The organism is Streptomyces sp. NPDC008079 (assembly GCF_042957385.1).
Classification (GTDB): domain Bacteria; phylum Actinomycetota; class Actinomycetes; order Streptomycetales; family Streptomycetaceae; genus Actinacidiphila.
In genome coordinates this window covers 423,536-445,112 of the sequence record NZ_JBIBIC010000003.1, presented here as the reverse complement: position 1 = coordinate 445,112, position 21,577 = coordinate 423,536, and the positions used below count along the sequence as shown (strand labels likewise).

The 21,577-nt window shown below is 72.3% G+C and carries 19 protein-coding genes; all 19 read right to left on the bottom strand.

All coding sequences use genetic code 11. The features are described 5' to 3' along the window. Nucleotides 1–39: 39 nt before the first annotated feature. The 19 genes from ACFZAM_RS11250 to ACFZAM_RS11160 all read right to left on the bottom strand — a co-directional run bounded on the left by ACFZAM_RS11250 (nucleotide 40) and on the right by ACFZAM_RS11160 (nucleotide 21,513). The gene (locus tag ACFZAM_RS11250) at nucleotides 40–261 is read right to left on the bottom strand and encodes a hypothetical protein (RefSeq protein ID WP_355348101.1); all 222 of its coding nucleotides are present in this window, start codon (nucleotides 259–261) and stop codon (nucleotides 40–42) included. 161 nt (nucleotides 262–422) lie between these two features. After that, entirely contained in the window at nucleotides 423–1,085 is a 663-nt protein-coding gene (locus tag ACFZAM_RS11245; RefSeq protein ID WP_391044756.1) for a hypothetical protein, read from the bottom strand. A 218-nt stretch (nucleotides 1,086–1,303) separates the two neighbouring features. Then, nucleotides 1,304–2,812, bottom strand: coding sequence for an Asp-tRNA(Asn)/Glu-tRNA(Gln) amidotransferase subunit GatB (gene gatB / locus ACFZAM_RS11240; protein WP_391044753.1), 1,509 nt, complete (start codon nucleotides 2,810–2,812; stop codon nucleotides 1,304–1,306). 29 nt (nucleotides 2,813–2,841) lie between these two features. Further along, nucleotides 2,842–3,066 carry a hypothetical protein gene (locus tag ACFZAM_RS11235; protein ID WP_355348092.1) on the bottom strand — a complete coding sequence of 75 codons (225 nt, stop codon included), beginning with the start codon at nucleotides 3,064–3,066 and terminating at the stop codon, nucleotides 2,842–2,844. Continuing rightward, the gene (gatA, locus tag ACFZAM_RS11230; protein WP_355348089.1) at nucleotides 3,063–4,556 is read right to left on the bottom strand and encodes an Asp-tRNA(Asn)/Glu-tRNA(Gln) amidotransferase subunit GatA; all 1,494 of its coding nucleotides are present in this window, start codon (nucleotides 4,554–4,556) and stop codon (nucleotides 3,063–3,065) included. Before gatA ends, ACFZAM_RS11235 begins: the two co-directional genes overlap by 4 nt. Before the next feature lie 4 nt (nucleotides 4,557–4,560). Beyond that, complete coding sequence (gatC, locus tag ACFZAM_RS11225; RefSeq protein WP_355348086.1) at nucleotides 4,561–4,857, bottom strand: Asp-tRNA(Asn)/Glu-tRNA(Gln) amidotransferase subunit GatC; 297 nt, start codon at nucleotides 4,855–4,857, stop codon at nucleotides 4,561–4,563. Nucleotides 4,858–5,069: 212 nt separating this feature from the next. Next, on the bottom strand, nucleotides 5,070–7,208 hold the full coding sequence (locus ACFZAM_RS11220; RefSeq protein WP_355348083.1) for a bifunctional diguanylate cyclase/phosphodiesterase: 2,139 nt from the start codon (nucleotides 7,206–7,208) through the stop codon (nucleotides 5,070–5,072). A gap of 222 nt (nucleotides 7,209–7,430) precedes the next feature. Continuing rightward, nucleotides 7,431–9,737: an NAD-dependent DNA ligase LigA gene (gene ligA / locus ACFZAM_RS11215; protein WP_355348080.1), complete on the bottom strand. Its 2,307-nt coding sequence runs from the start codon at nucleotides 9,735–9,737 to the stop codon at nucleotides 7,431–7,433. A 25-nt stretch (nucleotides 9,738–9,762) separates the two neighbouring features. Beyond that, the gene (locus ACFZAM_RS11210; protein ID WP_391044747.1) at nucleotides 9,763–10,773 is read right to left on the bottom strand and encodes a methionine synthase; all 1,011 of its coding nucleotides are present in this window, start codon (nucleotides 10,771–10,773) and stop codon (nucleotides 9,763–9,765) included. A gap of 93 nt (nucleotides 10,774–10,866) precedes the next feature. Beyond that, the gene (locus tag ACFZAM_RS11205; RefSeq protein WP_391044745.1) at nucleotides 10,867–12,081 is read right to left on the bottom strand and encodes a hypothetical protein; all 1,215 of its coding nucleotides are present in this window, start codon (nucleotides 12,079–12,081) and stop codon (nucleotides 10,867–10,869) included. Between the two features lie 378 nt (nucleotides 12,082–12,459). Beyond that, nucleotides 12,460–13,149 carry an SDR family oxidoreductase gene (locus tag ACFZAM_RS11200; RefSeq protein ID WP_355348071.1) on the bottom strand — a complete coding sequence of 230 codons (690 nt, stop codon included), beginning with the start codon at nucleotides 13,147–13,149 and terminating at the stop codon, nucleotides 12,460–12,462. Next, nucleotides 13,146–13,676 carry a TIGR00730 family Rossman fold protein gene (locus ACFZAM_RS11195; RefSeq protein ID WP_355348068.1) on the bottom strand — a complete coding sequence of 177 codons (531 nt, stop codon included), beginning with the start codon at nucleotides 13,674–13,676 and terminating at the stop codon, nucleotides 13,146–13,148. Before ACFZAM_RS11195 ends, ACFZAM_RS11200 begins: the two co-directional genes overlap by 4 nt. Continuing rightward, nucleotides 13,673–14,857: a tRNA 2-thiouridine(34) synthase MnmA gene (mnmA, locus tag ACFZAM_RS11190; protein WP_391044842.1), complete on the bottom strand. Its 1,185-nt coding sequence runs from the start codon at nucleotides 14,855–14,857 to the stop codon at nucleotides 13,673–13,675. Before mnmA ends, ACFZAM_RS11195 begins: the two co-directional genes overlap by 4 nt. A gap of 83 nt (nucleotides 14,858–14,940) precedes the next feature. Beyond that, complete coding sequence (locus ACFZAM_RS11185) at nucleotides 14,941–16,107, bottom strand: aminotransferase class V-fold PLP-dependent enzyme (protein ID WP_391044742.1); 1,167 nt, start codon at nucleotides 16,105–16,107, stop codon at nucleotides 14,941–14,943. Nucleotides 16,108–16,308: 201 nt separating this feature from the next. Next, complete coding sequence (locus tag ACFZAM_RS11180) at nucleotides 16,309–17,172, bottom strand: acyl-CoA thioesterase domain-containing protein (protein WP_391044741.1); 864 nt, start codon at nucleotides 17,170–17,172, stop codon at nucleotides 16,309–16,311. A gap of 177 nt (nucleotides 17,173–17,349) precedes the next feature. Continuing rightward, complete coding sequence (locus tag ACFZAM_RS11175; RefSeq protein ID WP_355348059.1) at nucleotides 17,350–18,009, bottom strand: trimeric intracellular cation channel family protein; 660 nt, start codon at nucleotides 18,007–18,009, stop codon at nucleotides 17,350–17,352. Between the two features lie 125 nt (nucleotides 18,010–18,134). After that, nucleotides 18,135–19,166, bottom strand: coding sequence for a dipeptide ABC transporter ATP-binding protein (locus ACFZAM_RS11170; RefSeq protein WP_391044839.1), 1,032 nt, complete (start codon nucleotides 19,164–19,166; stop codon nucleotides 18,135–18,137). 191 nt (nucleotides 19,167–19,357) lie between these two features. Continuing rightward, nucleotides 19,358–20,404, bottom strand: coding sequence for an ABC transporter ATP-binding protein (locus ACFZAM_RS11165; RefSeq protein WP_355348166.1), 1,047 nt, complete (start codon nucleotides 20,402–20,404; stop codon nucleotides 19,358–19,360). A gap of 98 nt (nucleotides 20,405–20,502) precedes the next feature. Further along, nucleotides 20,503–21,513 carry an ABC transporter permease gene (locus tag ACFZAM_RS11160; RefSeq protein ID WP_355348056.1) on the bottom strand — a complete coding sequence of 337 codons (1,011 nt, stop codon included), beginning with the start codon at nucleotides 21,511–21,513 and terminating at the stop codon, nucleotides 20,503–20,505. Nucleotides 21,514–21,577 lie beyond the last annotated feature (64 nt).

Genomic DNA, 21,577 nt, shown 5'->3' with positions numbered 1-21,577 from the left:
CGGTCGCGGTGGTCCGGGCCGGCGCCGGGTGCGGCGCAGTCATGCGGCTTGGTGGCGGGCTCGGCCGCGGGACGGGCGCGGGGAGGCGGGGGCCTCCGCGGCCGAGTCCGCCTCGGTGCCGGTGCGGGCGGCGGTCCTGGTGGTCCTGCGGTTCCTGCGGGCGGCGTCGCGGGCGGCCTTGGCGTCCCGGGCCAGCCGCCAGGCGTCGGCGCGGTGCTGGAGGTCGTCACGGCGGGCCTGCTGGAGTTCGTAAGCGAACATCGGTCTCTCCCCTTGGATGATGTGCTTGTTCCGCTGCCACAAGCTTCGTCTCCAAGGGGGTCCCGCCACATCGGGCAGTTGCCGCAACTCTCGGCCCCAGGGGGCCTTAGACGGCCGCCCCGTACTGGGTGCGGGTGCCTTAGACGCTCACCGCGCGGGGGTCAGGACGCGGGGACCGTAGGGAGGTCGGCGAACACGTCGAACCACATGGCGCCCGCGATGAGCAGGCCGATGAAGGCCAGGACGACACCGCCCCAGGCCAGCGCCTGGCTCCAGTGGCCGCGGGCGGCGCGGGCCCGGGAGGCCGGGTGCAGCAGCACTCCGCCGCAGACGATCAGCGCGACGACCGCGAAGATGCCGTTGACCAGGGCGATCGCGTGCCAGGGCGTGCCGTATCCGGCGGCGATCTGCTGCTTGGCGGTGCCGCTGGACGTCTTGATCTGGCCGATCAGGCCCTGCCGCTGGGAGACGACGTTGCTGAGCCAGGTGCCGGTGAGCGAGGACAGCGCGAGCGCGGCGCCCGCGACGGCGGCGGCGCCGGTCACGATGGCGGAGGCGGCGGACGGCGCCGCGGGCTCCGCGGCGAGGGCGTCGTCCTCCTCCTCGGCGTCGGCTCCGTCGCCGATCACCTCGTAGTCGGTCTCGTCCACGACTTCGAGGTCGGCCGCGGTCTCCGCGGCGGGGGTGCCGGGCTTCTCCCGCGCGGACGCGGTCTCGGTCTCGGTCTCGGTCCCGCTCTTGGTCCCGGTCTCGGTCTCGGTCCCGCTCTCAATCCCGCTCTCGGTCTCGGCGTCGGTCACTGTGGGGGGCTTGGTGGTCTCCATGGTCCGCACCGTAGGGATGCTTTCTGAGAGCGGACTGAGAGCCGTCTGAGAGTGCCCGCCTCAACCTGTGAGATCCACTGTCCACATCCCGGCCGACTCACGTCGCCGGGCACGGCCGAGGCCGCCCACGGCGACGTGAGCCGCCCACGGCCGAGGGCGGCCCCCGCCACCGGGAACCGCCCTCGTATAACCGTCCGGCACGCGCGGGCGGCCTGGCCTCAGCCCTGCACGCCCAGCTTCTCCAGCACCAGCTCACGGACCCGCTTCGCGTCCGCCTGCCCGCGCGTGAGCTTCATGACGGCGCCGATCAGCGCGCCCGCCGCGGCCAGGTTGCCGCCACGGATCTTGTCCGCGATCGCCGCGTTGGCCGCGATGGCCTCGTCCACGGCCGCGCCCAGGGCGCCGTCGTCGGACACGACCTTCAGGCCGCGCTTGTCGACCACCTGGTCGGGGTCGCCCTCGCCCGCGAGAACGCCCTCGATGACCTGGCGGGCCAGCTTGTCGTTGAGGTCGCCCGCCGAGACCAGCGCCGCGACCCTGGCCACCTGCGCCGGGGTGATCGGCACATCGGCCAGCTCGGTGCCGGACTCGTTGGCGTGCCGGGCCAGCTCGCCCATCCACCACTTACGGGCCGACGCCGCGTCCGCGCCCTCGTCGATGGTGGCGAGGATCAGGTCGAGCGCGCCCGCGTTGAGCACCGACTGCATCTCGTGGTCGGCGATGCCCCAGCTCTCCTGGAGCCGCTTGCGGCGCAGCCGCGGCAGCTCGGGCAGGCCGGCGCGCAGCTCCTCGACCCAGTCACGGGCCGGGGCGACCGGCACCAGGTCGGGCTCGGGGAAGTACCGGTAGTCCTCGGCCTCCTCCTTGATCCGGCCGGAGGTCGTCGACCCGTCCTCCTCGTGGAAGTGCCGGGTCTCCTGGAGGATCGTGCCGCCGGAGGACAGCACCGCCGCGTGCCGCTGGATCTCGAAGCGGGCCGCCCGCTCCACACTGCGCAGCGAGTTGACGTTCTTGGTCTCGCTGCGGGTGCCGAACTTCTCCCGCCCGTGCGGGCGCAGCGACAAGTTGACGTCGCAGCGCATCTGGCCCTGCTCCATCCGGGCCTCGGACACGCCCAGCGCCTTGATCAGCTCGCGCAGCTCGGCGACGTACGCCTTGGCGACCTCGGGGGCGCGCGCGCCCGCTCCCTCGATCGGCTTGGTGACGATCTCGATCAGCGGGATGCCCGCGCGGTTGTAGTCCAGCAGCGAGTGCGAGGCGCCGTGGATCCGCCCGGTGGCGCCGCCGACGTGCAGCGACTTGCCGGTGTCCTCCTCCATGTGGGCGCGTTCGATCTGCACCCGGAAGACCTCGCCGTCCTCCAACTGGACGTCCAGATAGCCGTTGTACGCGATCGGCTCGTCGTACTGCGAGGTCTGGAAGTTCTTCGGCATGTCCGGGTAGAAGTAGTTCTTCCGGGCGAAGCGGCACCACTGCGCGATGTCGCAGTTGAGCGCGAGGCCGATCTTGATCGCGGACTCCACGCCGACCGCGTTGACCACCGGCAGCGCGCCGGGCAGGCCAAGACAGGTCGGGCAGGTCTGCGAGTTGGGGTCGGCGCCCAGTTCGGTCGAGCAGCCGCAGAACATCTTGGTCCTGGTGCCCAGCTCGACATGGACCTCGAGGCCCATCACCGGGTCGTACGACGCCAGCGCGTCCTCGTAGGACAGCAGCTCCGTGACGGTCACAGTTCCCTCTACCTTCTCAGTCCGTCCGGTCAGCCGGTCAGGATGTCGTCGTCGTTCGCCTGGCGCAGCTCGCGGATGAGCAGGGCGACGCCGGTGGCCACCGCGGCCACCCGGATCAGGCCGTCGACCAACTGGAGGGTGTCCTGCTCGCCGCGGGCGGTGCGGACCTTCTTGATGTTGCTGAAGGCCGCGAAGAGCGTGCTGCCGATGGCCAGGTACGTGCCCGGCTTGCCCTTCTTCTTCACGGTGCTCATAGCTGGGGTGCCTCCTCTAGCAAGGGGTGGCCCCACTTCTTCACGAAGGCGGCCTCGACGGCGGCGCCGACCCGGTAGAGCCGGTCGTCCTTGAGTGCGGGTGCGATGATCTGGAGTCCCACCGGCAGCCCGTCCTCGGGGGCCAGTCCGCAGGGCAGCGACATCGCCGCGTTGCCCGCGAGGTTCGCGGGGATGGTGCACAGGTCCGCGAGGTACATCGCCATCGGGTCGTCGGCGCGCTCGCCGATCGGGAAGGCGGTGGTCGGCGTCGTCGGCGAGACGATCACGTCGACGCTCTCGAATGCCTTCTCGAAGTCCCGCGTGATCAGCGTGCGGACCTTCTGCGCCGAGCCGTAGTACGCGTCGTAGTAGCCGGAGCTGAGCGCGTACGTGCCGAGCATGATGCGGCGCTTGACCTCGGGGCCGAAGCCCGCGTCACGGGTCAGCGCGGTGACCTCCTCGGCCGACTTCGTGCCGTCGTCGCCGACCCGCAGGCCGTAGCGCATGGCGTCGAAGCGGGCCAGGTTGCTGGAGCACTCCGACGGCGCGATCAGGTAGTACGCGGCGAGCGCGTACGTGAACGACGGGCAGGAGATCTCCACGATCTCGGCGCCCAGGTCGCGCAGCAGCTCCACCGACTCGTTGAACCGCTGGACGACACCGGCCTGGTAGCCCTCGCCGCCGAACTCCTTGACGACGCCGACCCGCAGGCCCGCCACGCCGCCGTTGCGCGCGGCCTCGACGACCGGCGGCACCGGCGCGTCGACGGAGGTGGAGTCGAGCGGGTCGTGCCCGGCCATCACCTCGTGCAGCAGCGCGGCGTCCAGCACCGTACGGGCGCAGGGGCCGCCCTGGTCGAGCGAGGACGAGAAGGCGACCATGCCGTACCGCGAGACGCCGCCGTAGGTGGGCTTCACGCCGACCGTCGCGGTCACCGCGGCGGGCTGCCTGATGGAGCCGCCGGTGTCGGTGCCGATGGCCAGCGGGGCCTGGTACGAGGCGAGCGCCGCGGCCGAACCGCCGCCGGAGCCGCCGGGGATACGGGTCAGGTCCCACGGGTTGCCGGTCGGGCCGTACGCGCTGTTCTCCGTCGAGGAGCCCATCGCGAACTCGTCCATGTTGGTCTTGCCGAGGATCACCACGTCGGCGGCCTTCAGCCGCTTCGTGACGGTCGCGTCGTACGGCGGGATCCACCCTTCGAGGATCTTCGAGCCCACGGTGGTGGGCACGCCCTCGGTGGTGAAGATGTCCTTCATCGCCAGCGGCACACCCGCCAGCGGGCCGAGCGGCTCGCCCGCCGCGCGCTTGGCGTCCACGGCGCGGGCCTGCTTGAGCGCGCCCTCGCGGTCGACGTGCAGGAAGGCGTGCACCTTCTCGTCGACGGCCTCGATCCTGGCCAGGTGCGCCTCGGTGACCTCGACCGCGGTCAGTTCGCCGGACGCGATCTTCTCCGCCGTCTGAGCGGCGGTCAGCCTGATGATGTCCGTCATGGTCTTAGTCCTCCCCCAGGATCTGCGGCACCTTGAAGCGCTGCTGCTCCTGCGCCGGGGCGCCCGACAGGGCCTGCTCCGGGGTCAGCGACGGCCGGACGTCGTCCGGGCGCATGACGTTGGTCAGGGGCAGCGGGTGCGAGGTCGGCGGTACGTCCTCGCCGGCCACCTCGGACACGCGGGCTACCGCGCCGATGATGTCGTCGAGCTGTCCGGCGAAGTGGTCCAGCTCGTCGGCGGACAGTTCCAGCCGTGCCAGCTTGCCGAGGTGGGCGACCTCCTCGCGCGTGATGCCAGGCATGCGATTGCGATCCTCTGCGGGGTGAGATGTCGGTGGACCCCTCATCCTACGGGCCCGGGGGCACGCCCCCAGACCCCATTTCCCTCCCGCACGCGGCAACCCGATCTTTTCAGGGGCGCGGCCCCGGTACGGTGCGCTGACGCGGGGCCCTGCTTTTCAGGGGCGTACCCACCTGCGCAAGTGGACGCACAAGGGCCGTGCCCGTGGGCGCGTCAGGGTCGGCGGATCTCCGGCAGAGCCGAATGCTCGGGCTCGGGCTCGGGCGTCGCCGCCAGCGCGGCGACAGGCCGCTGCCACCCTCGTTCACCGCGGGCGCGCAGCCACGCCGTGGCTTCGTCGGGAGGCATGGCGGCGGCGACGAGCCACCCCTGGACGGCGTCGCACCGCAGGTCACGAAGGCGTTCCCAGGTCTCGTCGTCCTCGACGCCCTCGGCGACGACGAGGAGGCCGAGGGAGTGGGCGAGGTCGATGGTGCAGCGCACGATCTCGGCGTCCTCGTTGTCGATGACCAGGCGGGCGACGAAGGAGCGGTCGATCTTGAGTTCGCTGACGGGGAGCCGTCGCAGGTGGACCAGGGAGGAGTAGCCGGTGCCGAAGTCGTCGAGGGACATCTTGACGCCGTGTCCGGTGAGCCCGTTGAGGGTGTCGGCGGCGCGCTGCGGGTCTTCGAGCAGGACGTGCTCGGTGATCTCCAACTGGAGCGAGCCCGGCGGGACCTGGTGCCGGGCGAGGCGGGCGGCGACGGCGCCCGCGAAGCCGGGGCTGTGGACGTCGCGGGGCGAGACGTTGACGGCGACGGGGACTTCGAGGCCCATCCGGCGCCAGCGGGCGACCTGCGCGAGGGCGGTGTCGAGGACGTACTCGGTGAGCTGCGGCATGAGCCCGGACGTCTCGGCCATCGTGATGAACTCTTCGGGGTTCACCCGGCCGCGCTCCGGGTGTTCCCACCGCACCAGCGCTTCGAGTCCGGCGACCTGGCCGTCGAAGCGGACCTTGGGCTGGTAGTGGAGCTGGACGTCCCCGGCGTCCAGGGCGCGGCGCAGGTCGCCGAGCAGGCCGAGCCGGTCGGGGGTGTTGCCGTCGCGCTTGGCCTCGTAGACCTCGACGCCGCTGCGGTCCAGCTTGGCCTGGTACATCGCGACGTCCGCGCGGCGCAGCAGCCCTTCGGCGTCCACCGCGTGGTCGGGGAAGACGGCGACCCCGGCGCTGGCCTCCAGCACCAGGGTCAGGCCGTCCAGGCTGATCGGGGAGCCGAGCGCCAGCGCCAGCGCGCGGGCGACGCGCTGGGCACGGGTCGGCGAGTCGCAGATGGGCAGCAGGACGGCGAATTCGTCGCCGCCGAGCCGGGCGGCCTCGGCGCCGCGCGGCAGCGCGAGCCGCAGCCGGTCGGCGACCTGGAGGAGCAGCCGGTCGCCCGCGAGGTGCCCGAGCGTGTCGTTGACCGAGCGGAATTTGTCGAGGTCGATGAGGATCAGGGCGCTGCGCTCGCCGCGTCCCTGGGCGATGTCGAGCGCCGACCGGACGCGTTCCAGGAGCCATTGACGGTTCGGCAGGCCGGTGAGCGGGTCGCGGAGCTGTTCCTCGGCGCGGGCGTGCGCGATCCACAAGGTGGAGTCCAGCGCGATCAGCGGGACGGAGAACAGCGGCAGCAGGACGGGCATGTCGCAGGCGACGACCAGGATCAGCGGGGAGATGCCGAGCAGGGCGACGCCGACCATGCCCTGCCGGATGAGCGCGGTGCGCGCGACCGTGGGCAGGCCGCCGCCGCGCGGGGCGAACGCGAGCCACAGCAGCAGCCGGGTCGCGGTCAGATAGGCCAACGCGGTGACGAGGATGGCCGGGGCGGCGGACAGCGTCCAGGCGGCGGGCCGCCAGGGGCCCTCGACGGAGGGGTGGTCGCCGAAGCAGTAGAGGGCGAGCGCGCCCGCGCCGATGCCGAGGATGTCGATGGCGCCGTGCAGGGCGGCCTCCCGCCAGCGGTGCCTGCGGGCGGCCCCGACCAGGACGACCACGGCGAGGCTGACGAGGACGGCGGGCACCCAGCCGTAGAGCAGGAGCATGGCGAGGGTGAGGGCGGCGCCGGATCCGGTGCCGCCCCACCAGCGGTCGCGGCCCATCGCGACCAGGTGGCCGACAACGATGCCGGTGAGTACGGCCAGGGCCCAGCCGATGGTGCCGCCGGGGAAGAGCGCGTGGCCGCTGACGACCATGCGGACGACGCCCGCGACGAGCGCGGCACCGGCCACCGCCGGCACCCCTATCCGGATCGACGGCCGGGTCGCGCACGGGAGCGGTGTCGCGGCCTGGCTGCTGGGCAGCGGCGCCGCTACGACGCCCTCCGTCGTTTCCATGCCCGTCCCTCTCGCAGCCTGGTGTGGCAAGCAGGTCCACCGCGCCGGTGCCCGCGGTGGGACCCGCTGAGGCCGCTGGAAGGTTCATGCCCGGCGGGCGCGCTTCTCAACAGTAGGCCGCGACACGCCACCTCGGGCACCGATCGGCAGGGGTTCCCGGAATGCGACCTGGGCGATCGCCGTATTCTGATATAGGCCGAACGGGTGACATCCCAGGGCCATTCAGCCGGATTCGGCGGCCGTTTCTGTGCCGTCGGCGTCCGCCGCTTCCGCGTCTTCGGCCACCGGCTTGTCCGCGGCACCTTCCTCCGTTTCCGCCGCCTCCGGCGGATTCACCGCCACGGCTCTGGCGGCTTCGGCCCCCTGTTCGAGCAGGACGGCGAAGCCCGGCTCGTCCAGCACCGGCACCTTCACCTGGAGCGCCTTGTCGTACTTGGAACCGGGGTTGTCGCCGACGACGACGAAACTCGTCTTCTTGGAGACCGAGCCGGTGACCTTCGCACCGCGGCTGACCAGGGCCTCCTTGGCGCCGTCCCGGGTGTGTCCGGCCAGTGTTCCGGTCACGACGACGGTGAGTCCTTCGAGGGGACGCGGTCCCTCGTCCGAGCCCTCCTCGGTGAACTTGACGCCCGCGGCCCGCCACTTCTCGATGATCTCCAGGTGCCAGTCCTCGGCGAACCACTGCTTCACCGACGCGGCGATGGTCGGGCCGACGCCGTCGACCGCGGCCAGTTCCTCCTCTGCGGCGTCCTTGATCCGGTCCAGGTCGCGGAATTCGCGGGCCAGCGCCTCGGCGGCCACCGGGCCGACATGACGGATCGACAGACCGGTGAGGATGCGGGCCAGCGGGCGCTCCTTGGCCGCGGCGATGTGCTCCAGCATCGCCAGCGCGTTCTTCTTCGGCTCGCCCTTCTGGTTGGCGAAGAAGGTGACGATCTTCTCGTCGCCGCTGTCCGCGTCCCGCTTGGGCAGGCCGGTGTCCTGGTCGAGTACGTAGGAGCGGATCGGCAGCAGCTCCTCGATCTCCAGGCCGAACAGGTCGCCCTCGTCCTTCAGCGGCGGCTCGGAAGGCTCCAGCGGCTGCGTCAGAGCGGTCGCGGCGACGTATCCGAAGTTCTCGATGTCGAGGCACTTGCGGCCCGCGAGGTAGTAGATCCGCTCGCGCAACTGGGCAGGGCAGTAGCGGGCGTTGGGGCACCGCAGGTCGATGTCCCCTTCCTTCATGGGCTGGAGGGCGGTGCCGCAGTCCGGGCACTCGGCGGGCATCACGAACTCCCGCTCGCTGCCGTCCCGCAGGTCCGCGACCGGCCCGAGGATCTCCGGGATGACGTCGCCCGCCTTGCGCAGCACGACGGTGTCGCCGATCAGGACGCCCTTCTTCTTCACCACGTCCTGGTTGTGCAGCGTCGCGAACTCGACCTCGGAGCCCGCCACCGTCACCGGCTCGACGACCGCGTACGGCGTCACGCGCCCGGTGCGGCCGACGCCGACGCGGATGTCCACCAGCTTGGTGTTGACCTCCTCGGGCGGGTACTTCCAGGCGATCGCCCAGCGCGGCGCCCGCGAGGTGGAGCCGAGCCGTCCCTGGAGCGGGATCTCGTCCACCTTGACCACGACGCCGTCGATCTCGTGCTCGACGTCGTGCCGGTGCTCGCCGTAGTAGGCGATGACGTCGGAGACCTCGGCGAGCGAGTCGACCACCTTGTTGTAGCGGGCGGTCGGCAGGCCCCACTCGCGCAGCAGCTCGTACGCGTGCGACTGGCAGTCGATGTCGAAGCCCTGGCGGGCGCCGATGCCGTGCACCACCATGCGCAGCGGGCGGCTCGCGGTGATCCGCGGGTCCTTCTGCCGCAGTGAACCGGCCGCCGCGTTGCGCGGGTTGGCGAAGGGCTTGTCGCCCGCCTCGACCAGCCGCTCGTTCAGCTCCTCGAACTTCTCGCCGGGGAAGTACACCTCGCCGCGGATCTCCACCAGTTCGGGCACGCGGTCGCCCGCGAGCCGGTCGGGGATGTCGGCGATCGTCCGTACGTTGGGCGTGATGTCCTCGCCGGTCCTGCCGTCGCCGCGCGTGGCGGCGCGGGTGAGGCGGCCCTGTTCGTACGTCAGATTGACCGCGAGGCCGTCGACCTTCAGCTCGCACAGGAAGTGGTACGGGCTGTGCGTGTTGTCCGGCGGGCCCAGCTCCGCGGCGACGCGCTCGGCCCAGGTGGCCAGCTCCTCCGGCGCGAAGGCGTTGTCGAGCGACAGCATCCGCTCGCGGTGCTGGACGGAGGTGAACTCCGTCTCGTACGCGCCCGCGACCTTCTGGGTCGGCGAGTCGGGGGTGCGCAGGCCCGGGTGCTCCTCCTCGACCGCTTCGAGTCGGCGCAGCAGCGTGTCGAATTCGGCGTCGCTGACGACGGGCGCGTCGTTGACGTAGTAGCGGAAGCGGTGCTCCTCGATCTGCTCGGCGAGGCGTGCGTGCTCCTCGCGTGCCTCGGCGGGGATCTCCGCCGCGCTCGCCTCGCCCCGGCTTGCGTCGTCGTCCACGGCTGCCACGAAACTGTCCCTTCCCTCACTCAGGGTTGTCGACGAGCGATCGCGCCGCCTTCGCGCAGTGCACCAGGGCGGCACGGGCATAGGCCGGAGAGGCCCCCGCCAGACCGCAGGAAGGGGTGACCGCGACCGAGGAGCCCAATGCCCCCGGCGCCAGCCCCAGCCTGCGCCACAGCGCCCGAACACCACTGACGCTACCGCCAGGGTCCGACAATGGGGCATCCTTGCCGGCGACGACACCGGCGAAGAGCGCGGTGCCGCCTTCCGCGGCCTCCCCGAAGTCGTCCCAGTCACGCTCGGTGAGCAGGTCGAAGTCGAAGGAGATGCCGACGACCCCGGCGCGCCGCAGCAGCGCGAAGGGCACCTCGGGGGCGCAGGAGTGGACGACGGCCGGTGCGCCGACCGCCGCGATCAGGTCGCGCAGCGTCGACTCGATGACGGCGCGGTCCACCGCGCGGTAGGTCTGGTAACCGCTGGCCGTCCTGATCCTGCCGTGCAGCACGGAGGTGAGCGACGGCTCGTCGAGCTGGAGCACGATCTGGGCGCCGGGGACCCGGCGCCGCGCCTCCTCGACGTGCAGCCGCAGGCCCTCGGCGAGCGATCCCGCCAGGTCGCGTACGGCCCCGTGGTCGCGCAGCGCGGCCTCGCCGTTGCGGGTCTCGACCCCGGCGGCCAGCGTCCACGGGCCGACCGCCTGGATCTTGAGCGGCCCTTCGTAGCCCTGGGTGAACTCCTCCAGCGCGTCCAGGTCCTCGCCGAGCCAGGACGTGGCCCGCTTCGAGTCCCGTCCCGGCCGGTCGCCGAAGCGCCAGCCGCTGGGCTCCACGCGGGCGTAGAGGTCCACGAGCATGCCGAGGGTCCGGCCGATCATGTCGGCGCCGGGGCCCCGGCCGGGCAGCTCGGGCAGGAAGGCCATGCCCGCCGTGGCCTCCACGGCCACCCGCGCCGCCTCCCGGGCGTCGCCGCCCGGCATGGACCCGACACCGGTCGCGGTGCCCGCGGGCAGGGAGAAGTCAGTCTGGGTACTCACGTCCGAAAGCGTATGCGCTCCGCGGCCGGTCGCTTTCCCTCGCGGCGGTCGTCCTCTCCTCCGGCGGTCGTCCTCTCCTGGCGGTCGCCCTCCCTACGGCGGGCCGTTCCACACCAGCGACAGGTGGACTCCGTAGATCGCGGAGGCGACGGCGGCGAAGGAGAGGGTGCAGGCGATGGTGCGCGGGTGGGTGCGGGCGAGGACGCGGGCCAGCGGGATCAGCAGGGGGAAGCCGGGGAGCAGGAAGCGGGCGCGGGCGATGTAGACGCCCGCGCCGAGGGTGAGGACGGCGAGGAGCGCGCCGCTGAAGAGCAGCAGCGGCAGCGGCTGGCGCTGGACGAGGCTGAAGGCGAAGAGCGCGAAGCAGGCCACGACGACGAGGGTGACGACGACGAAGGCGACGGGTACGTCGCTGCCGCGCGGGCCGAGGAAGACCCAGCGGAAGCGCCGCAGCAGGTAGCCGCCCTTGCTGAAGCGGTTGCCCCAGGCTTCCTGGACGGCGAAGTAGCCGTCGGCGCGGTGCACGCGCACGCCCACCCAGACGACGAAGGCCAGCCATCCGGCGGGCGCGAGCAGCATGCCGAGCGCGGGCCGCCAGACCGGCCCCCACCAGGGTCCCTCGCGCGGCTGCCGCAGTGCCCGGACCGCGGCGAGCCCGGCGGTGAGGCCGACGGCCGCGGCGATGGCGACGCCGGTGGGCCGGGTGAGTCCGGCCAGCGCGGCGAACGTCCCGGCCCACACCCAGCGTTTGGCCAGCGTGGCGTAGAGGGCGGCGGCGCAGAGCGCGGTGAACAGCGACTCGGTGTACGCCATGCTCTCGACCAGCGCGTGCGGCAGGCAGCCCCACAGCACCGCGAGGATGACGCCGGTACGCCGCCGGTGGAGGCGGTTGCCGACCAGGAAGATCAGCCAGGCCGCGGCCATCGAGGCGGTCAGCGAGACCAGCCAGGACGCCTTGGCGTCGCCGACCGGCAGGACCGCGTCCGCGACGCGGCAGAGCGCCGGGTACAGCGGGAAGAACGCGAGGTTGCTCCAGCCGTGCCAGGCGTTGGGCACTCCGGTGACCGTACGGTCGTAGCCGTGCTCGACCACGTCCTGGTACCAGCGCGAGTCCCAGGACCCGTACAGCACCGTGCCGGGTGAACGGCCGCGCCGCTCGGCGAAGTAGCAGAGCAGGACGATGCCGAGGGCGCGGGCGGCGCCGTAGCCGAGCAGCGCGGGGGCGGCGAGCCGCAGGGCGGCCTCGGCGCGGGTCCGTACGTCCCGCCCGGCGCTGCTCGGCCGGGGTACTGCGGTGGCAGAGGCCATGGTCGGTCCGCTCCCTCGGATCGGGGTGGGGCGCGGATGACCTTAAGGTGCGGAAGTGACGAAAGCGGTCGGATATCGGCTGCGCCGGAGCAATCGACCGGCATAAGTACACGGTTGGGCGACCGCCCCCCTGCGGGAAGCCCAGCGAAACCGGCGGGGCGGGGGGCCGCCCGCCCGAAACGTGACGCGCCCCCGGCCGCCGAGACGCGACGCGACGGTCCGGGGCCGACGTACGACCGGGCGCCGGGCTGCCTCACGCGCGGCGCACGCCACCCGCCACAGCCCGCACCCCGCCGTCGCCGTCAGCCGTCACCGTCAGCCGTCGCCGTCAGCCGTGCCGGAGGCGGCACACCGCTGCCGCCAGGCGCGCCCGAGGCGTTACCGGCCCGGTCGGACCGTCAGGTCGGTGATCTCCGCGTCCCGGGGCAGATCGATCGCGGTGAGGACCGTGGTGGCGACCGACTCGGGCGCGATCCAGCGCTCGGCGTCGTACTGCTTGCCCTCCTGCTGGTGCACCTTGGCCTGCATGGGCGTGGCGGTGCGGCCGGGGAAGACGGAGGTGACGCGCAGGCCGTTGGCGTGCTCCTCGCGGCGCAGGGCGTCCGCGAGGGCCTTGAGGCCGTGCTTGCTGGCCGCGTACGGGCCCCACTGCGCGTGCGCGTCGAGTCCGGCGCCGGAGTTGACGAAGACCACATGGCCGCGGGAGAGCCGCAGTTGGGGCAGGAAGAGCCGGGTCAGCTCGGCGGGGCCGACGAGGTTGACCGCGAGCGTCTCGTTCCACACCTTCGGGGTGAGGTCGCCGATGTCGCCCAGTTCGACCACGCCCGCGATGTGCAGCAGCGAGTCCAGCCGGTCGGGCGGCGACTGGTGGCCGAGCGCCCAGGACAGCCGGGACGGCTCGGCGAGGTCGCCGACCAGGGTCCGCGCGCCGGGGAAGGCGGCGGCCAGCGCCTTGGCCCGGCCCGCGTCCCTGGCCAGCAGCCACAGTTCGTCGCCGCGCTCCAGCAGCCCGCGCGCGACCGCGGCGCCGATGCCGGAGCCGGCTCCGGTGACCAGGTGGATGCTCACACGTTCTCCGTCAGGTAGGTCATGGCCTCTTCGCCGGTGTCGGCGAAGGCCACCAGATCGGCCAGCGGGAGCGGCAGGAAGCCCTCCGCGTCCATCCGGTGCAGTTGTTCCCTGAGCCCGTCGTAGAAACCGGCGCTGTTGAGCAGCACGACGGGCTTGGCGTGCAGCCCGTGCTTCTTCAGCTCCAGGATCTCGGTGGCCTCGTCCAGCGTGCCGGTGCCGCCGACCATGATGACGATCGCGTCCGCGCGCCGCAGCAGTTCCGCCTTGCGCTCGGCGAGGTCGACCGCGGTCACCATCTCGTCCGCGTTCTCCCGCGCCTTGGACCGGAGGAATTCCACCGACACCCCGACCAGCCGGCCGCCGCTCTCCTGGACGCCGTCCGCGACGACCTTCATCAGGCCGACGTCCGAGCCGCCCCAGACCAGGGTGTGGCCGCCGCGCCCGATCAGCTCGGCGAATTCACGCGCAGGGGCCGTATACCGCTCGTCGAGATCGGCGGCAGAGAGGAAGACACAGATGTTCATACGGTCACGGTATCGGCGCCCGCGCGCGCTCCTGCGGCCTGATCGGCGTTCACGGCGGCGGTCCGTTCCGGCCGCGGGTCCGTCCGGTCGCCGGTGGCCCGGTCCGCGGCCGAACCCGCCCGGTCCGTCGTGGCGATCGTCGCCGAGCCGACGACGCGCGTGCCGTCGTACAGCACGACGGCCTGGCCCGGCGCGATGCCGCGCACCGGCGCGCCGAAGCCGACCCGCAGCTCGCCGTCCACCAGCTCCGCCGTCACCGGTACGTCCTCGCCGTGCGCCCGCAGTTGCGCGGTGTACGCGGCGGGGCCGGCCGGCGGGGTGCCGCACCAGCGCGGCTTGATCGCGGTGAGCGATGTCACGTCGAGAGCGTCGAGGGGGCCGACCGTCACGGTGTTGTCGACCGGCGAGATGTCCAGGACGTAGCGCGGCTTGCCGTCGTCCGCGGGGACGCCGATCCGCAGGCCCTTTCGCTGGCCGATGGTGAAGCCGTAGGCGCCCGTGTGCGTGCCGACCCGCGCGCCGTCCTCGTCCACGATCGCGCCCTCCGCGGTGCCGAGGCGCTTGGCCAGGAAGCCCTGGGTGTCGCCGTCCGCGATGAAGCAGATGTCGTGGCTGTCGGGCTTGCGCGCCACCGCGAGCCCGCGCCGCTCGGCCTCCGCGCGGATCTCGTCCTTGGTGGTCAGGGTGTCCCCCAGCGGGAACATCGCGTGCGCGAGCTGCCGCTCGTCCAGGACGCCGAGCACGTACGACTGGTCCTTGGCCGCGTCGCTCGCCCGGTGCAGCTCGCGCGTGCCGTCGTCCTTGACCAGCACGGTCGCGTAGTGCCCGGTGCAGACCGCGTCGAAGCCCAGCGCCAGCGCCTTGTCCAGCAGCGCGGCGAATTTGATCTTCTCGTTGCAGCGCAGGCAGGGATTCGGCGTCCGGCCCGCCGCGTACTCCGCGACGAAGTCCTCGACCACGTCCTCCCGGAAGCGCTCCGCGAGGTCCCACACGTAGAACGGGATGCCGATCACGTCGGCCGCCCGCCGCGCGTCCCGCGAGTCCTCCACCGTGCAGCAGCCCCGCGCGCCCGTCCTGAAGCTCTGCGGATTCGCCGACAGGGCCAGGTGCACGCCGGTCACGTCGTGCCCCGCCTCGGCGGCGCGCGCCGCCGCCACGGCGGAGTCCACACCGCCGCTCATCGCGGCCAGTACGCGCAGCTTCTTGCGATCGGCGTCAGGGAAGTCATTCACTCCCCCAGAGTAACGGCCTCCCGGCCCGGCCCTCAGGTCTGGCCCGCGGCCCTGGCGCGTTCGACGGCCGGGCCGATGGCGGCGGTGAGGGTGGCGATCTCGGCGGGGGTGGTGGTGTGGCCCAGGGAGAAGCGCAGGGTGGCGCGGGCGTGGGTGGGGGGCTGGTGCATGGCGAGCAGGACGTGGCTGGGCTGGGCGACGCCCGCGGTGCAGGCGGAACCGGTGGAGCAGGCGATGCCCTGGGCGTCGAGGAGCAGGAGGAGGGCGTCGCCCTCGCAGCCGGGGAAGGTGAAGTGGGCGTTGCCGGGGAGGCGGCCCGCGGGGTCGGGGTCGCCGTTGAGAATGGCGTCGGGCACGGTGGCCAGCACGTCGCGGACGAGGGTGTCGCGCAGGGCGCCGATGTCGCGGGTGAAGGCGGTGCGGCGCTCGGCGGCGAGGGTGCCTGCGGTCGCGAAGGCGGCGATGGCCGGTACGTCGAGGGTGCCGGAGCGGCTGCGCTCCTGGCCGCCGCCGTGCAGCAGCGGTACGGGGGTGTCCTCGCGCCGCAGCACGAGCGCGCCGACGCCGTACGGGCCGCCGACCTTGTGGCCGGTCACCGTCATCGCGTCGAGGCCGCTCGCGGTGAAGTCCACCTCGGCCTGGCCGAACGCCTGCACGGCGTCGGAGTGCATCGGAATGCCGAACTCCCGTGCCACCTCGGCCAGTTCGGCGACCGGCAGCACCGTACCGACCTCGTTGTTCGCCCACATCACGGTGATCAGGGCCACGTCGTCGGGGTCACGCTCGATCGCGGCGCGCAGGGTCTCGGGGTGGACCCGGCCGTAGCCGTCGACGTCCAGCCACTCGACGACGGCGCCCTCGTGCTCCGCGAGCCAGTGGACGGCGTCCAGCACCGCGTGGTGCTCGACCGGGCTGGCCAGTACGCGGACCCTGCGCGGGTCGGCGTCCCTGCGCGCCCAGAACAGGCCCTTCACCGCCAGGTTGTCCGACTCGGTGCCACCGCCGGTGAAGACGATCTCGCTGGGGCGCGCGCCAAGTGCCGCGGCGAGCGCTTCCCGTGACTCCTCGACGGTCCGCCGGGCCTGCCGCCCGGCGGCATGCAGTGCGGACGCGTTCCCGGTCACCGTGAGGTGGGCGGTCATCGCCTGGACCGCCTCCGGGAGCATGGGCGTGGTGGCGGCGTGGTCGAAGTAGGCCATGGTGCCCCGATTCTACGTTCGCCGGAGCAACCTTCCGACCCCCACCCGCGTCCGCCCCCTCCCCGCCCCTCGCCCCCACCCCGAATCGGGCGGGAAACAGGTGTGTCCTCACCGCTCCATGCCCCCTCTCCGGGTGGGACCCGGCGCCTCACCGTATGGCCAACGGCACCGGCGTGGTGGCCGACCGTGGCGGGAGGGGGGTCAGGGGCGGGGGGCGCGGGCGAGTTGGCGGGACTGGGCCACGAGGCGGTTGGCGGTGTCCCAGACTTCGGCGTCCTCTTCGAGGAGGCCGCCGGCGAGATTGTGGGTGGTGAGGGCGATGCGGAGGGGGCCGGGGGCCGGGCGGGCGCGGAGGTGGACGGTGAGTTCGAGGGTGGGGACCCAGCCCTTGAGGCCGAGGTCGAAGGCGGTGGGGGGCAGGGCGTCCACGGCCAGGAGGAGCGAGAGGACGTCGTGGTCGCGGCCGTCGGCCAGGCCGAACCAGCCGCGCATGTCACCGCGCCCCGAGGGCGCGCCGACGGCCCAGCCCGCAGTGGCCGGATCGAGCCGGAGCGCGATGCGGTCGAGGAGGGCGCTGGAGCCGGGCAGCGGCGCGCCGCCCTCGGGGGCGTCCTCGGGGCCGACGCAGTCCGCGTACTCCGGCATCGACGGCTCGGGCGCGGTGGTGCGTACGTCGTCGGGCAGCGCGCCCAGGTCGCCGTACGCGGCGATGACCCGCATCCGCTCGACCTCGCGGCCCTGCTCGTCGGTCTGGTAGAGCGACGCCTGCCCGCTGGAGAGGGTCCGGCCCGCCCGTACCGTCTCGGTCCTGATCACGGCGGGGCCGGGGCCTGAGGCGGTCAGGTAGTGGGCGGTGATGGTGAAGGGGTCGTCGTGCGGCAGCGCGTCGCGCAGGGCGCGGGCGACGACGGCGAGCAGATACCCGCCGTTGACGGCCGCGGCGATGGTCCAGCCCGGTGACAGGTCGATGTCGTACGTGCCGGGCTCGCCCGGCCGCGCCGTCACCGTCGTGTCGCGGTCGAATTCGCTGTCGCCGAGGGTCGCGCGGGCTGTCGCATGTGCCATGCCCCGATGTTACCCAGCGGTAGAGACTCCGTGTCCAGCGCTGGCGGGTTCCCGCCGCGGCGACCGGCCGCGCGACCCCGCCGTTCATACGCACGGCCCGGCACACGCGCGGCCCGCGTACGCACGGTCCGCGTCCGTACGACCGGCACACGCACGGCCCGGCCCGGACGGAGTCCGCTACTCCCCCTCCGCCGCCGCGCTCCTGCGGTGCCACGCCCGCGGCGCCCGCCAGTGGAACCGCAGCGCCAGCAGCCGCAGGACGAAGGCGACCAGCGCCGCGAGCCCCGCGGTCACACCGCCCAGCACGTCGAAGTGGATCAGCAGCGCGACCGTACTCGCGCCGACCAGGGCAGGGACGGCGTACAGATCGCGGTCCCAGCGCAGCAGCGACGGCACCTCGTTCGCCAGCAGGTCGCGCAGGACGCCGCCGCCCGCCGCCGTGGCGAGGCCGAGCGCGACGGACGGGGTGAGCCCGAGCCCGTACGTGTGCGCCTTGATCGTGCCGCTCACGCAGAACAGCCCGAGCCCGGCCGCGTCGAAGACGTTCATCGTGGCGGTGATCCGCTCGACCTCGGGGTGCAGGAAGAAGACCAGCGCGGTGGCGACCAGCGGCGTCGAGAAGTAGCCGACGTCGGTGAAGGCGGCGGGCGGCACCGCGCCGATGACCAGATCGCGGAAGACCCCGCCGCCGAGCGCCGTGACCTCGGCGAGCACCGCCATGCCGAACACGTCGTAGTTCCTGCGGACCGCCGCCAGCGCGCCGGAGATCGCGAAGACGAAGATCCCGACGACGTCGAGCGTGTGCTGGACGGTGGGCGTGAACAGATCCGTGGCCATGCCGATGTTGTACTACGGCCCGCCGTACGAACCGCGAGGCCCACCGTACGAACCGGCGCCGGACCGGCGGCGCCGGCCGTACGGCCACAAAGCAGCGACCGCACGGCCCGCCCCGTCACGACTGCCTACGGCGTGACAGCCGCGCTGTCCTGCTGGTTGTCCGGCTGGTTCTCCGGGTGGTGGCACGCCACTTGGTGGCCGGTCGCCAGCGGCGCCAGCGGCGGCTCCTGCGTCTTGCACACCTCCGTCGCCTTCCAGCACCGGGTGTGGAAGCGGCAGCCGCTCGGCGGCGAGATCGGCGACGGCACGTCACCGGTGAGCAGGATGCGCTTGCGCTGCGTGCGCCGCCGCGGGTCGGGCACCGGCACCGCCGACATCAGGGCGGTGGTGTACGGGTGGAAGGGCGCGCTGTACAGCGCCTCCCGGTCCGCGATCTCCACCACCTTGCCGAGGTACATCACCGCGATCCGGTCCGAGACATGGCGGATCACCGACAGGTCGTGGGCGATGATCACATACGTCAGGCCCAGCTCCGACTGGAGGTCGTCCAGCAGGTTCACCACCTGGGCCTGGATGGACACGTCCAGCGCCGAGACCGGCTCGTCGGCGACGACCAGCTTCGGCTTGAGGGCGAGCGCCCGCGCGATGCCGATCCGCTGCCGCTGACCGCCGGAGAACTCGTGCGGGTAGCGGTTGTAGTGCTCGGGGCTGAGCCCGACCAACTCCAGCAGATTCTGCACTTCGCGCTTCACACCGTGCTCGGTCGCGACCTTCTGGAGCTTGTACGGGGCGCCGACGATCGTGCCGATGGTGTGCCGCGGGTTCAACGAGGAGAAGGGGTCCTGGAAGATCATCTGGACGTCGCGCCGCATCGGACGCATCGCCCCGGTGCTCAGGTGCGTGATGTCCCGGCCCTGGAACTCGATCGTGCCGCCGGTCGGTTCGAGCAGCCGGGTGATCAGCCGTCCCATCGTCGACTTGCCGCAGCCCGACTCGCCGACCACGCCGAGCGTTTCGCCCGCCGCGACCTCGAAGTCGATGCCGTCCACGGCCTGTACGGCGCCGACCTGGCGGCGCAGCAGGCCCTTGGTGATCGGGAAGTGCTTGACCAGACCGGTCACCTTGAGCAGCGGCTCGCCGCCGCGCTGCCGCGGCAGCGGGACGCTCTTGTCGAGCGAGGGCCTGCCCGACGAAGTGCCGCCGTCCGGCGCGGCGTTGTCCGAGGGCGCGTCGTCCGCAGCGGCGTTGTCCGGGGGCGTGCCGTCCGACTGTGTGCCGTCCGACGAGGACGCGTCCTGCGGCGGCTCGTCCGGCGAGGGGTTCTCGGCCACGGGTTCTTCCTGACCCTTCACAGCTTCGGTTCGATCTCTTCGGTCCAGATCCGGAGGCGGTCGGCCTCGCCGAGGTGGCAGGCGGCCATGTGGCCGGGGCCCACCTCGCGCAGTTCCGGCACGTCCGTCTCCGCGGCGCCGCCGGTCAGCGCCGCGTACGGGCAGCGCGGGTGGAAGGCGCAGCCGGACGGCACGTTGATCAGGCTGGGCGGGGTGCCCTTGACCGGGTTGAGCCGCTCCAGGCGCTCCCGGTCGAGACGCGGCATGGAGCCCAACAGGCCCCAGGTGTACGGGTGTCGGGGCGCGGTGAACAGCGTCTCGGCGGTGCCGCGCTCCACGGCCCGGCCCGCGTACATCACCAGCAGGTCGTCGGCGACCTCGGCGACCACTCCGAGGTCGTGGGTGATCATGATGACCGCGGAGCCGAACTCCTTTTGCAGGTCCCGGATCAGGTCCAGGATCTGCGCCTGCACGGTCACGTCGAGCGCGGTCGTCGGCTCGTCGGCGATCAGCAACTCGGGGTTGTTGACCAGCGACATGGCGATCATCGCGCGCTGCCGCATACCACCGGAGAACTGGTGCGGGTAGTCCGAGAAGCGCTTCCGGGGCTCCGGGATGCCGACCCGGTCCAGCATCTCCACGGCCCGCTCGGCCGCGACCTTCCGCGACACCTTCTGGTGCACCCGGTACGCCTCGACGATCTGCGCGCCGACCGTGTAATAGGGGTGCATCGCGGAGAGCGGGTCCTGGAAGATCATCGCCATCTTGCGCCCGCGCAGCCGCCGTACGTGGTCCGGGTCGGCGGCGACCAACTCCTCGCCGTCCAGCCAGACCTCGCCGGATATCCGGGCCCGCGAGGTGCGGTGCAGGCCCATGATGCCCAGCGACGTCACGGACTTGCCCGAGCCGGACTCGCCGACGATGCCGAGCGTACGGCCGCGCTGGAGGTCGAAGCTGAGGCCGTCGACCGACTTCACCAGGCCGTCGTCGGTGTCGAAGTGGATCCGCAGGTCACGTACCGACAGATACGCGTCCCCCGCGGGGGCCGGGCCGGAGTCCGCCACCGGCTCCCCGACGACGGACGCCGCCTTGTCGAACCCGACGGCGCCGCCCTCGGACGCTTCGGACGTGCCGCTGTCGGGGGCACTGCCGTCCGTGGTGCTCACGAGTACCTCACGCGGGGGTCGATGGCGGCGTACAGCAGGTCCACCACAAGGTTGCAGAAGACGATGAAGGTGGCCGCGACCATCGTCACGCCGAGCACGATCGGCAGGTCGTTGTCCTTGACGCCCTGCACGGCGTAGGCGCCGACTCCCTGGAAGGAGAAGACGCGTTCGGTGATGATCGCGCCGCCGATCAGCAGGCCGAAGTCCATGCCGAAGATGGTGACGATCGGGGTCAGGGCCGCGCGCAGCGCGTGCTTGCCGACGACCGTCCGCTCCGGCAGGCCCTTGGCCCGCGCGGTACGGATGTAGTCCTCGCCCATCGTCTCCAGCATCCCGGCTCTGGTGAGGCGGGCGTACAGCGCGGAGTAGAGGAAGGCCAGCGCGATCCACGGCAGGATCAGATTCCACGCCCATTGGGCGGGATCGGTGGTGAACCCGACGTACTCGACGTTGTCCCAGATCGTCCACTTGTAGGAGAACAGGCCGAGCAGCACCATGCCGGTGAAGAAGATCGGCAGTGAGACACCGGCCAGGGCCACGCCCATGGAGATCCGGTCGAAGACCGTGCCGCGCTTGAGCGCGGAGATGACACCGATGACGACACCGGAGACCACCCAGATCACGGCCGCGCCGATCGCCAGCGAGAAGGTCACCGGGATACGGGTCTTGATCTGCGGCCACACCTCGACGTGCGACTTGAAGGAGTAGCCGAAGCAGGGGCGGTGGCAGACCGCCGCGTCCGGGCCGAACTTGTAGTTCGCGCCCATGACGATGGCCTTGATGAAGTGCCAGTACTGCTGGTAGAGCGGCAGGTCCAGCCCGAGGTTCTTCTTGACCGCCGCGATCGACTCGGGGTTGGCGTCCTTGCCCACGTACTGGGTGGCCAGTTGGGTCGTGCTCTGGCCGCCGATCTTGGGGACCAGGAAGAAGATCGCGAAAGTGACCGCGCTGACGACAAGCACCAGGATTATCGCGGCGATCACGCGTCGAATGATGTACGCAGTCACAGCGGTTCGGCGCCGGGTCCGCCGGGCCGGGGGTCAACCCCGGTCCCGGCGGACGCCGATGCCT